General features: G+C 56.5%; 11 protein-coding genes. 5 read left to right on the top strand and 6 right to left on the bottom strand.

All coding sequences use genetic code 11. The features are described from left to right. Window positions 1-76: 76 nt before the first annotated feature. The 3 genes from C2L65_RS35310 (at window position 77) to C2L65_RS45770 (ending at window position 4,119) form a co-directional block, all read left to right on the top strand. Window positions 77-1,465, top strand: a complete 1,389-nt coding sequence (locus tag C2L65_RS35310) for a glycoside hydrolase domain-containing protein (protein WP_081921097.1) — start codon at window positions 77-79, stop codon at window positions 1,463-1,465. Window positions 1,466-1,578: 113 nt separating this feature from the next. Then, window positions 1,579-2,943, top strand: a complete 1,365-nt coding sequence (locus C2L65_RS35305; RefSeq protein ID WP_156132325.1) for a hypothetical protein — start codon at window positions 1,579-1,581, stop codon at window positions 2,941-2,943. Between the two features lie 624 nt (window positions 2,944-3,567). Continuing rightward, window positions 3,568-4,119, top strand: coding sequence for a phage tail tip lysozyme (locus C2L65_RS45770; RefSeq protein WP_156132326.1), 552 nt, complete (start codon window positions 3,568-3,570; stop codon window positions 4,117-4,119). A 40-nt stretch (window positions 4,120-4,159) separates the two neighbouring features. Here C2L65_RS45770 and C2L65_RS35295 read toward each other — a convergent pair whose 3' ends face one another. The 3 genes from C2L65_RS35295 to C2L65_RS35280 all read right to left on the bottom strand — a co-directional run bounded on the left by C2L65_RS35295 (window position 4,160) and on the right by C2L65_RS35280 (window position 6,446). After that, complete coding sequence (locus C2L65_RS35295) at window positions 4,160-5,116, bottom strand: hypothetical protein (RefSeq protein ID WP_156132327.1); 957 nt, start codon at window positions 5,114-5,116, stop codon at window positions 4,160-4,162. Window positions 5,117-5,380: 264 nt separating this feature from the next. Further along, a complete protein-coding gene (locus C2L65_RS35285; RefSeq protein ID WP_042309738.1) occupies window positions 5,381-5,650 on the bottom strand; it encodes a hypothetical protein in 270 nt (89 codons plus the stop codon). 292 nt (window positions 5,651-5,942) lie between these two features. Further along, entirely contained in the window at window positions 5,943-6,446 is a 504-nt protein-coding gene (locus tag C2L65_RS35280; protein ID WP_042309739.1) for a winged helix-turn-helix transcriptional regulator, read from the bottom strand. Between the two features lie 147 nt (window positions 6,447-6,593). Here C2L65_RS35280 and C2L65_RS35275 point away from each other — a divergent pair, with 147 nt between their 5' ends. Further along, a complete protein-coding gene (locus C2L65_RS35275) occupies window positions 6,594-7,775 on the top strand; it encodes an MFS transporter (RefSeq protein ID WP_042309741.1) in 1,182 nt (393 codons plus the stop codon). A gap of 673 nt (window positions 7,776-8,448) precedes the next feature. On the opposite strand, the gene C2L65_RS35265 is transcribed toward C2L65_RS35275, so the two are convergent. Beyond that, complete coding sequence (locus tag C2L65_RS35265) at window positions 8,449-8,760, bottom strand: H-NS family nucleoid-associated regulatory protein (protein WP_042309745.1); 312 nt, start codon at window positions 8,758-8,760, stop codon at window positions 8,449-8,451. Between the two features lie 383 nt (window positions 8,761-9,143). Here C2L65_RS35265 and C2L65_RS35260 point away from each other — a divergent pair, with 383 nt between their 5' ends. After that, a complete protein-coding gene (locus C2L65_RS35260) occupies window positions 9,144-10,334 on the top strand; it encodes a hypothetical protein (protein WP_042309747.1) in 1,191 nt (396 codons plus the stop codon). 407 nt (window positions 10,335-10,741) lie between these two features. Here C2L65_RS35260 and C2L65_RS35255 read toward each other — a convergent pair whose 3' ends face one another. Both C2L65_RS35255 and C2L65_RS35245 read right to left on the bottom strand, forming a co-directional pair. After that, window positions 10,742-11,104, bottom strand: a complete 363-nt coding sequence (locus C2L65_RS35255) for a hypothetical protein (protein WP_042309749.1) — start codon at window positions 11,102-11,104, stop codon at window positions 10,742-10,744. A 357-nt stretch (window positions 11,105-11,461) separates the two neighbouring features. After that, complete coding sequence (locus C2L65_RS35245; protein WP_156132328.1) at window positions 11,462-11,755, bottom strand: hypothetical protein; 294 nt, start codon at window positions 11,753-11,755, stop codon at window positions 11,462-11,464. Between the last annotated feature and the right edge of the window lie 35 nt (window positions 11,756-11,790).

The following is an 11,790-nucleotide window of genomic DNA, read 5'->3' as shown; positions in this document are numbered from 1 at the left end:
TCGCTGCATTTAAGCGACGGAATAAGAATTCGCTCGATCCCACGATCGGATCGCACGCACGAGAGAGAGGGCCATCATGGCAAGCATCATTGATGTGTCGAGCACTTGCGGCAATCGTGCTTCCGCGCTGGCTGCCGCCGGCGTAAAAACCATCATCCGCTACTATTCCCGCGACACGACACGACCTTCAAAGCGAGTGACACGCGTTGAGGCTAATCAGTTTTGCGCCTCCGGATTACGCCTCGGAATTGTCCATGAAGGTCGGCGGGGAAATCAGGCAACCAATTTCGACCGATCCTGCGGAGTGGCGGACGCTCTGTATTCTCGCCAGTATGGTGCCAACGAGATCGGTCAGCCAGGCGGCACGGCAATCTATTTTGGTATCGACTTCGATGCGTCGCTGGATGAAATCCGGACTCGGATTATTCCGTATTTTCAGGGCATTGCAGATGCCTTCGCGGCCCAGTCGGATCTGCCGCGCTATCTCGTAGGCGTCTACGGAAGTGGACGAACGTGTGATGCTATCCTCCATGCAGGGTTGGCCAGCTTTGCATGGCTGGCTCAGTCCACCGGTTGGGCGGGACATCAGTCGTTCCTGGACTCTCGTCGTTGGGCGCTCAACCAGGGCATGCCAATTAAGGACGGGATCGCGGGCGTTGCGTGCGACCCCAACACTGCGAGCAACGACGGAGGTATCGGTGATTTTGTGCTCCCGTCGGAACAACCCGCACCGAAGCCTATCTCGGCTCCTGTGGCGCCATCTGCCGCCCCAATGCAGATGTTCGTGAACGCGCGTGGTGGACTGCATCTGCGAACGGGTCCTGGAGTCGAGTTTAACGTCTCCCGGCTCTTGGCTTTCGGTACGCCTGTTCATCCGTTGAAATCGGTTGGTTCCTGGACTTCGATTGATTTACAAGGTGACGGAGCAGCGGACGGCTTTGTAAGCAACGCGTACCTCACAGACAAAGCGCCCAACCCTCCATCGGTGAGCGCAGCGGCTCCCCTGACGACCGCCTCCCCAGCGCATCCTATTGCAGATGCGATGCACGTCCCGGAACTCATACGGCAAGGCAGTTCCGCCGATGGCCTCAAAGAGGCTCGCGAGACGGCGGCTGCGTCACTCCCTGGCTATCCCACCAACGGGTGCGCCGCGCATCTCAGCGCGCTGCTGCAACAGTCGGGAATCGATGTCCCTATGACGTGGGGCGCGGGCAAGCTTGCGCACATCCTATCGGATCGAGGCTGGTCAAAAATTGCTGTCGGAGACCAGATCCCCGGTGATGTCGGTGTGTGTTTCGACAATACATCACCGCCGGGATCGGACCATGTTTACCTCGTTATCACGACTTCTGGTCCCGACAAGATGACGATTGCAGACAACCAGCGCGATGTCGACGCACCTCACGAACGTTTCGCTAGTGGACAAGGTAAAACGCCCACCGAGTATTTTCTGCGTGCTCGATAATTCGGGGTTACAAGGACTATCGGAAAACAGGTCCCGTTATCCGCCTGCGAGAAATCCGGAGATACTGCGGGCAGATCGCCCGCACAGATCAATGTGTACTCGGGAGAGTCACTATGTTAACTGGCATTTGTCGGCTAGCCTACGCGCTCTCACAATCTGTCGAAGAACACCGAATCGTTATGGTCGCGGCGTCTGCGCTTCTCCTGAGCGCGTGCACGGCAACCGTTCAACCGCCGCCAGCTTTCAGCGGGACCCAGCGCGAGAACGGCCTGACTTACGCACAGGCAATAGATCACCTTAACACCGCACGCGACGGCTTGCAAAATGCCATGTCTCGGGTCGAAAACTTCGATAACCTGACGAAAGCAGGTGCTGGAATCGGTGCAGCGGGTGCGGCCATCGGCGCAGTGTTTCAAAGCAGCGCGAACCTGATCCTCGGCTTTCTTTCTGTCGGAGCATCGAGCTATGCCGCGAATCAGTTAGCTGCGCCCCACACGCTTTCGGCGATCTACAGCGCGGGACTTTCTAATCTGCAGTGTATTGACCTCGCTGGTTCAGCCGCATATAGAACCATGACGCCTATCGCTGATGAACTTGTCTCACATCGAAGAGACCTTACGACAGCTATCTCCAATCTGAGGCTCGATGTAATGGAAGCTGGGGTTCAAGGCAAGTATAAGGCGGACGTCGATCTGGCCATCACGAATGTCGCTTCAGCAGAACAGGTGCGGACTGAGATCGATAGCTTTCTTAACGCTGCGAACATTCCCGAAAAGATGGTTATGGGCATTGACAATACGGTCAATGCTGTAAACCAGGAGGTGCTTTCAAAATCTCCGAGCATTGATGCAGTGTATCAAGCCAGTTCTATATTTAGCTCAATTAACGCGTCGAGCATTCGACTGTCTGCACAGGTCAACTCGGCCCGCACACAAACGGGCGAGACTCCCCTGTTCCGCACAGAAGCGGCAAACGATCCTTTGGAGGAAAGTTTCGCTACGCACGAAAAGGAACTTCGAAAAGTGCTCGCAGTAATTCCGACCACTCTCGACACGACACCCGCGACGGCCATTGGACAGTGCAAGGCTCAGTTCGCGGCAGATGCCCCGATAAGCATCCAACCGTCCGGTCCTATCAACCTGCGCGCAGGAACATCAGTCGCATTGAGTCTCCCGGGAGACTCGCTTTATCGGCCAGTCTGGATCGGCGATATCCCGCAGGACATTGACGTGAACATCGACCCCGACATTCTCAAGTTGTCGGCTCATCCGGACGCCAAGGACCATACTTATAACCTCAAGGTGATCGATCGCACAAACAAATCATCGCCTCTGATTCAAATAAACGTTCACTCCAAGGCCGCAGCATCTGCCACTCAGTCGCCACGTCAACAAATGGGTGCCACTCGAGTTCCCCCTGCAGGCCAACCGGTACCCATACCCGCGCCGCCGCCAAACCGTCACATGGGAGGTGGTTAGCGCCATTGTTGTTCCAATGCTTTGCCCTTTAAAACGACCAGTATCAATAGCATGGAACCGATCCGATGTGGCGCTAGTATTTGCTGCGGAAGTGCTCCCCCGGGAGCATCGGGCTGCCTCGTACGTTTCAAGGACACCCCAAATCAGGTTTTGCTGCTGACCGCCGGACACACCGTTCTCTCAACCACTGCCCGGCAGGGCGATCTGATATCTGCCCTTCAGTTTCCTCAAACCCCGCTTGGTGTGTTGCTCACGTGGACTGCACTGGACGGCGATGTGACAGTAGATGCGGCACTGATATGGGTCGACCCAGCGTGTGTTAGTGCGGACATACTCGGCATAGGGCTACCGTCTATCCAAGCGTCTTTACAACCACAGGTGGGAGACGCAGTCAGGATATTCTCCTCCACGTCTAGTCCCCGTCAAATGACGATTGACAGTGTCTTGCAGGATGTTCCCATCCTTGCGCACGGACCTGACTGGAGCGCCGCAATCACGTACCGAGGACAGATTCTCTGTAGCCCAGGCATCAGTCATCCCGGAGACAGCGGAGCGGTAGCAGTCGATGCGCAAAATCGCGTCCTCGGCATGGTTGTGGCAGGATCTGAGGACACAGGCATAACAGTGGTCACGCCCATTTCGGCGATTCTACAAAACAGCGCGTGGCACGGCGGCGAACTTGAGATTCTCGACAGCGTGCCACCTGGTTCTACTGTCCCTCCGTTTGCACAATCGCAGCGAGAAAGAGATCCAGCCGTGGACCTGAGTTCGTTGCCACCACCAAAACAGCTAGTGGCGCAGACAATAATTGACGCTTTCGCTAACGCCGGCTTTGGCGTCATTCAACAGGTAGCTGCGCTGGCAAATGCGGTCGCAGAGTCAGACCTCCAGACGACTGCTCGCTCGCATCCTCCAGAGGACAGTGTCGGCCTGTTCCAGTTGAACAGAACAGGCGGTGCGGGTAAAGGCTATACGGTTGCTCAATTGCAGGACCCGGGCACAAATATCGGAATAGCTATCGACGCCATGTCCAAAATCCGTGCATTCCGATCGGCGTCTTTCCTTGACGATGCCGTGGCAGTTTTCGTACGTGCCTTCGAACGGCCCCAGAATGCCGAACTGGAGATATCGCGTCGTCAGAAGATAGCCCGGACCTTTTGTTCGAACGCGGATTGACGCTGTACGCAGATTCCCTGAATGATTCGATGCCTGTTTCCTAGATCGGGCCGCCCGGTTTATGTTGAGGCCTGTCATCCATCGATTCATCGTTTTCCTGCTGGTTTTGCGCGTCGTCAGCAGTCGCGTCCGCGCGTCGCGCAATTTCCTTAACCGAATCAACGAATGCCGCCGACAACGCCGCCGTGCTCTGCGCAGACCTGAGGTGCGCGCTCCGCCAGACATGACGCATGTCTTCGACAAGCGACAGAAGTTCGGTATGTGTCAACGCCCAACTTTCTCGCAATCCTGGTTGGGCGGAAATCAAAAGCCAGATAACGTCAGGAAAGGATTTTTTGAATGTAGCAAGAAGCGCGTCGTCGATTGCGAGGGCAGCCGGCCACCCTTTCACCGCAGCCTGTCCAGAGTTTCGAAGCAGGCTTAACAACCATTGATAGACATCGTCATGGTCGTCGAGGTACGGTTCAGCATTCTGGAGAGTCTCTGGTGCTGCGATGTTTGTCTGCTCAAGCAGGGGAACGAACAGTCTTTCCGTGTAAAAATCAGCAAGCATTTCGACACCCACGGCGTTGTACACATAGAACAGTGGAAGGTTCAATGCATCGTTCGTCGTTAGCGCCACATAGGCAGCGTGCTGGTCTGGATCCCAGGAGCTGAACCGCCCGTTCGCCAGATGTTTGAACTCAAGCCCGACCAGATTGCACTCACCGAACAGAACGCCAACATCGTACGGCTGTCCCTTGGCGTCCGCCGCGTTCTGGCTACGTGAGGCAGGCATGCCAATGCGCATCTTGTGATTTTCAGCGCCGCAGACATTGTGCATCGCCTCTACAACCTGCTGCTGCAGCGTCGCTTCGTTCATATCGTTATATTCGAAGAATTTTTCAGATAGCGCGGCTCTCGTTGTCGCTACGTGGCCCCGTACGCGGGTGAGATTTTTTTTAAGCTCCCCGTCAACTTTGGTCGGCAGTTCAGTGGCAAAACGAGCGCGAACCACACAGACCTTCGATGTTATCAGGAGCTTTTTTCGTTACACTGTGCAGCCTTGTGTCTCGGTTACGCACACTCGCTCGGTCGTGCAGAACGCGGCTTCGAGCTTCTTCGCTCTCGCAATTGTTCTTATCAGTTCGGCCGTTCCGATCGCCGCTGCTTTCATTTCCACATCGTGGCCATTCGCCGTGAACGCCCATTCTACGCAGCGCGCGATGTGTTCGCCAATACGTGTGTAGTCGCAGTCTATCCCCAAACCCTCATCCATCACTCATTCCACTTGCAGGTCGATCCCCATGTAATGCGTACCGGCGCGAAGCATCAGGCAGTAGTACAGATCCAGGCTTCCAACCTCTCCGAAGATCGTGTCGCACAACGACATCCGGGTTTGCTTCGAATGTTTGTTGAAGAATGTGACGAACTCGCGCTGCGCGCGGTCGTAACGAGCGAGGCAAGCTCTTTCCTCGATGTCATACCCGAGCTTTTTGCCCGCTTCATACGGTGTATAGGTGTGTACCACACCACCAGCCATCGGCTCCATGCGCCCCCATCTGGAACATGTTTATAATCCAGAAGGGAGTATGCCCTGACTTTCGTATTTGTGCATCGAACTTGCGATTAGCGTAAACCTCTAAAGGTCCTTACGTCGTCGTGGCAGACGCGGCTACTGGCCGGATCCCCTGGTGGAGCATTGAGGAAGCGCTTGAGAACCTTACAACGCGTGTCTTTCGAGGAGGAATCGAGCGAGCGTCAGAACGCATAGAGGATAAGAGGACGCCGTCGACCTCTAATTTGCTGATGTTCGCGCGGCGCTCTAACCGTCCGGTAGTTACTCAATCACCGAGCACACGTTGATTACGGTTATCGATAACTGCACGAGTAGTCTTTGTTGCGCCGGGTCCGGGCACGAATCGCACATCGCTGACGCACAATGTCCGCCCCTTCTTATCCTGAACGGCCATCGGTTTAACCGGCTCTCCGCTCGCGGTGTCTACGAGGGTCACCGGGTGCTTGCCGTTCGGTGCCAACCAGCGATCTCCCCAGTGCATGAGGGAGATCAGCACGGGAAAAAGTTCCATACCTTTTTCCGTCAACCGATACCCGTACGTGTTCGCCCGTTCCGCCAGCGGATATCGCTCGATGATATCTAGTTCGATCAAGCGCTCCAGACGTGCTGTCAACACGTTCCGAGCAATTCCCAACTCTTTCTGGAACTCGTCAAAGCGTGTCGAGCCTTGCGAGATTTCTCGCACGATCAGCAGCGTCCACCACTCGCCGACCTCATCGAGGGCTCGGGCGATGGAGCAGTTCATTTCGTCGAAGCGTTTTCTGTACATGCTGCGATTTATATCACAGTCTCGTCAGGCAACTTCACCGGATTCTGGGTAAGTGTTTCCCGCGCTCAAGATGTAGTACGAGACAACCTCCGTGCCTATAGTTTCGTCACACTACTTTTTGAAGACAACACCCCTTCAGAGGAAACTATGGACCGCCGTCTTCTAACACTCGCGCTCGGCATGTTCGCGCTTGGCACCGACAGCTTCGTTTTCGCGGGCATCTTGCCACAGCTTGCGAAGACCTTTCACGTGAGTATCGGCGCTGCCGGCCAAATGATCACTGTGTATGCGATCACGTTCGCGCTGCTCGCGCCCACCATCGCCGCCCTCGCATCGAGCATTTCCCGTAAGAAGCTGCTGCTTGGCGGGATGGGCTTGTTTATTGTCGCGAACCTCGGAACTGCGTTTGCGCCGAACTTCACAATCGCACTGGCTACGCGCGCACTCGCCGGCGTGGGCGCCGCAATGTTTTCGCCTACCGCCAGCGGTACTGGCACCACGCTCGTCGCGCCCGAGCGTCGAGGTTTTGCCCTGTCCATCATCGTGGCCGGTTTGACGACGGCTACCGCGCTGGGCACCCCGATTGGCGCCGTGATCGGTGGGCTCACTGACTGGCGCTGGACAATGGGCTTTGTTTCCGCTCTCGGTGCTGCGGGCTTCGTAGGTCTCTGGACGCTGTTGCCTGAAGTTGCGTTGCCGCCGGCGGTGTCCTTGGCCAAGCGCCTTGCGCCACTGGCTGACTCACGCGTCGGGCTGATTCTGCTGACGACAGTGCTCGCCCAGATCGGCACCTTCATCATCTATAACTACTTCGCGGTGGTGTTTGACCGTGCTACTGGCGGCAACCCTGGCCTGTTGGGTGGGCTCCTGGTCTTGTGGGGCGTGGCGGGCACGTTTTCGAACCTCATGACGGGCCGTGTTCTGGACAGGATTGGCTCTCGCAAGGTGGTGATCGGCATGCTCATCGCAATCATGTCCGTCATCGTGACCATGCCCTTGACAGGCAAACATCTGTGGAGCGCTGCGCTCGCCGTGTTCGTGTGGGGAGGCTGTGCATGGGGCCTTCTCGTGCCGCAACAGTTCCGTCTTGTTTCCCTTAACCCACCGATGGCTGCCGTCCTTGTTGGCCTGAACACGTCAGCTACGTACGTAGGTGTCTCCATCGCCGGCGCAATCGGCGCAGCGGCCATCCCTATTATCGGCAGTCATAGCCTGGGCTACCTCGCCAGCTCTATCGTCTTACTCGCGCTTATATTCTCGGAACTGGCTACCGCACGCATCGCATCGGTGGCCAACGCAAAGAGCGATAAGGTGACGGCCACGGCTTGAGTCATCTCTCCCGCTACGCCGTTCCCAACGTATGCGGGGAGACCGAACGGTAATCTCACTGACTGAGGTCACGTGCTCTTCAGGGGGATGAGATGACCGCCGAAACGGTCATTCGGCGGGTTCCCGGATTCACGGCGGCCATGTTCGGTAGCCGGCCGCCTTTTATAGATGACGAACGAAATCTAATTTCAGCTTTCGATGTAGTATAGGTTTTGATCCCAGATGGTGGGGTGCAAAAAAACTGCTCCAACGGAAAACTCAACAGACATGGATTCACGCCTCATATTTTTCGCCGTTGCGTTCTTTCTTGTTCTCATAGGTATCCGGCTCCTTCGTCATTACGCCGCGTTATGGTTCAAGGATCGCCCTATCTGGGCGATCGTGGCCTCTTCCGCGATGCTTGGTCTGCTCCTGCTTTTCGTACTGACACGATTTGACACGACCAGTCTTTTGTCCTGCCTACAGGGGAACACCCTTTCTGCCTGCTGGTCACCGACGACGTCTCTGCAATCTACTCCGCACTGAAAGCGCGAGCCGTTAGTTTGAAGGTGTGCAAATTTGGCTCATGCAGTTTGTCTTCGCCGGGCCAAATGGTGGCCCCTGCTGAGGGGAGCGGCGCGAGCACCGCCACTATGGCGCCTTCCGCACTCCAAGCCTGCGCTCGCTCAGCGGATTAGCTGAAAAGATCGAGTTGCCGCACATCGGTACCTGGCATCTGGCGTTGCCGCTCAGGTGTTGAACTCCGTTCAATCCGGAAGAAGGCGGGGTCGACGCCTGCATGCTTCGCCGCTCGCAGCCAGTCGGGCATATCCCCAAGCCCATTCCATTCATTGCCGCGAGCATCACGGTATAAAGGCGCGTGATCCAGATCATGTTGAATCGACGCTGCGAGCGCGTCCGGCGTAATGCCGAACTCCGCCATGCGCCGGCGGATCCAGATGATCAATCGCTCACGTGCTTCCCCGTCTGCAATCTTTGCCTTCATGGACTCAACATTCTAGAGGTAATTAGTGTGGGTCTGTACGGCCGCCTCAACACCGCCGCGCCAAGGGAGACGACCGATTTACCGCCGACTCCGAAGGAAAGCCGCACAGGGTCTGCGGTCCGCTGGGCTTGGGCGCCTTCGTAATCTGAAACAGCGGGTATCACAGAGGAACTGAAAGAACCGATCCTGGTTCCGAACTCGCGAACCACGGCAATAATATAATGCTAGCGCGCCGAACACCAAGGCAACTGCCGCTGCATGCGCAGCAACCAATTGTCCCATAGATGGCCACGCCGTCCGTCGGGAAGATTGCGCCTGGGCAGCCCCCGCGAGGCAACCGAAGCGCGCGCAGTAGCACTACGACAATGCAAGATTTGAGAACAATGTCCGAAGAAAATCCTGACTTTAGTTTTAGCGGCGACTTCGCGGCCCTTCCAGCGGAGCTTCGTCAGGCGCATGCTCGCGTACAAGCTTCCATTTTCGCGCCTGAAACGACTCCCCTTCGGGATTCCCTCTACAATGATCCGGAACGCGAGGCGAAACTGAACGAGGCGTACCGAGCCGGGAATCCTGCCGCCTGGATGATTATCGCGGAAGCTGTGTACGCAAATGGTGACCAAAACCAGTGGTTTGCCTTAATGCATGCTGCCTATGAAAAAGGAAGCGCACAAGCAGCCTTTGAACTCGCGCATCATTTCCAGACGGGGGATCCAATGGTTGCGTTCTCCCTTTACGTGGAGGCGATTGACCGAGGGCATCTTGGCGGCAGGTACGGAATCGTGAATCTGCTCAAGGCGAACACCCCAGAAACGCTTGGTATCGATCCAGACGAGCATTCAAAGTCGCTCGCGACATATTCCCCTCTTGCAGACGAATTGGCCAGGCGAGAGGTGTTCGATGCGCTAGTAACAGGTGCCCATCCCGTTCAGTTTCTTGCCGAGCTAGGTATTCCATGGGGTACCGGAACATTTTTTCTGTTGCGATGGAAAGACCGCGAGTTTGCCGTCACCGCCAGGCACTGCATCATCGCGTCGGAGGCGGACCCGAATCATGCTCGCCTGATGGTCCCGCATCGTCACGGCCCGGTCCCTTTTCTTGGGCACTTTACGCCTGCGGGCGAAGAAAAGAACATCGATGATGAACGCGACATCTTCATGTGGGAAGTAGGAGAGCCAGCCGCAGATTCGGATTCGGGCTGGTGGTCGTGGCGCCTGGACCATCTTTGGAAGCCTGCCAGCGCGCTGAGACCGCGACAGAAGGTGTTCGTGGTCGGCTATCCGAACATCGAGGAACGCGTCGACTATGAAACAGGTAAGCTGGCTCGGCATTGTCTCGTCATTCGTGGCGATCTCGCAAATGATTCCCCCGCAGGACTGCTAGCCGTCGACTGCGCCGAATTCGATGTCACCGTAGACGGCGTCAGCGGGGGGCCCGTGTTTGCAATGTTTGACGGCGTTTATTTCTTCGTCGGCATGGCCGTTCGCGGGATTGCCGAAGCCCGACGAGTCTATTTCATTGACGCCACTCACATCATAGCCGCGCTTGATCAGGCGGCAGCAAGACCGGCCGCGTGAAGATTTCGGCTGGCGTTAGCAGACGACTGATTGTCCAATCTCGCAGCGAACGGCTTTGGTCCACCGCTCGCTAACGCATTTCGAACGATAGTCTAGCGATTCGCCGCATCGGCCTACAAGCTGGTGCATAGGATTAAATCTCATGCGATCAATCATATTGACCAGAAATCACTGCTGGTCGCGCTTTTTGTTGACCGCTATTCGAGGCGCCGAGATTGGCACATCTGACATGAGAATGAAAAATACTCTCTCGTATGTCCCGCTTCATGCAAAACGCGACTGACGAGTGGAACACTTGCGACCTCGCTCAGATGAAAGCAAAGGCGCTCACCAGGAAACCGCTGTGCCGATGCAGAGGGCAAGGCTCCGGTCGATGCCCTCGAAGGGGACTGGCATTGTGAAATTCGTTAGCGAGGTTTTGGATGCTCGCCAACGCGATGCTGCTTGACATCCCTTGCCCATGACTCACTGACTGTGTGTATTGATACGATGTTGCTCAATGGAACGAACACATACCCGTCACCTGCGTCGGGATGCATTACGTAAAGAGTGACTCCCGACGACGTCAAACTCAGCATGTCCCATCTGGTGCTTTTCGAACGATCGAAGATGCCTGCCGCCTCAAGCTGAACGAGGACTACGGGCTTCTCGCGCACCTCCACGTAAAGTGTCTCGCCGTGCAATCCTCCGTCGAAGACCATTCCCTGGCTTTGCAGGAATTCCTTGACGGTATCTGAGTGGTAAATTGCAAGAGCAATGGTGCTGCTCACGTTACAACGCTCCCTGTTTTCGCGCATCCGCGCGCTGAATCGACTGCTTCGACGCCAATGTACATGCAGCGTCGGCCATCATGTCCAGTACCGATAGTTGCCCAACTCCTCACCGAGCAGAACGACGGGCGTACGGGTGACGCGAACACTCGAGCCCCTCTCGACGGCTGGAGCTCATCCGGATAGAAGATCTCGTACGTAGACTTTCTGTCGTCGCCCGTCTCGCGGGTCCATGGCCTTTCCGGCACGATAACTTCCCTAAGTTCGGCGCCGTCCGTACTGTCCGCGTACTGGCGGAACACCAGCACCACCGCTTCCGGATTGGCTTCGGCGAGACGCCTCATCGCTCATGAACCTTCAATTTGACAACCCTCCTGTACTTCCGCCTTCAGCTTTCGGCGGCGTGTCGGCGTCCGACTGCAAAAAACCTGTCTTGTACTGGAAGGCTGCCTCAGCAAGCGCCGCCTTGACGATTCGCCCCACCTCCCAGCTCGGACTGATGAGCAGGTCGACGGCGTGTCTGGGCGCCTGGTCGAGGATGAAGCGCGCCATAAGGAGGAGCACTGCATCCTCCGACGAACTGGCGATGAGGTCGAGCGTCTTCGTATGTGGCCTTTTCACGTGTCGTCGGCTCTGTTTTCGCGTCGCCAATGTTGCCTCCTCTTTCGATCCCGCTACGCCACGTG

The organism is Paraburkholderia terrae (assembly GCF_002902925.1).
GTDB lineage: Bacteria > Pseudomonadota > Gammaproteobacteria > Burkholderiales > Burkholderiaceae > Paraburkholderia > Paraburkholderia terrae.
The sequence above is the reverse complement of the archived record's forward strand: the minus strand, read 5'-3'. Positions and strand labels throughout refer to the sequence as shown.

Bases quoted from the DNA above. Each gene is read 5' to 3' on its own strand.
- C2L65_RS35265 (WP_042309745.1), bottom strand. From the start codon at position 8,760: ATGAAGGCAAAGATTGCAGACGGGGAAGCACGTGAGCGATTGATCATC.
- C2L65_RS35285 (WP_042309738.1), bottom strand. From the start codon at position 5,650: ATGGAGCCGATGGCTGGTGGTGTGGTACACACCTATACACCGTATGAA.
- C2L65_RS35260 (WP_042309747.1), top strand. From the start codon at position 9,144: ATGTCCGAAGAAAATCCTGACTTTAGTTTTAGCGGCGACTTCGCGGCC.
- C2L65_RS35280 (WP_042309739.1), bottom strand. From the start codon at position 6,446: ATGTACAGAAAACGCTTCGACGAAATGAACTGCTCCATCGCCCGAGCC.
- C2L65_RS35275 (WP_042309741.1), top strand. From the start codon at position 6,594: ATGGACCGCCGTCTTCTAACACTCGCGCTCGGCATGTTCGCGCTTGGC.
- C2L65_RS35305 (WP_156132325.1), top strand. From the start codon at position 1,579: ATGTTAACTGGCATTTGTCGGCTAGCCTACGCGCTCTCACAATCTGTC.
- C2L65_RS35310 (WP_081921097.1), top strand. From the start codon at position 77: ATGGCAAGCATCATTGATGTGTCGAGCACTTGCGGCAATCGTGCTTCC.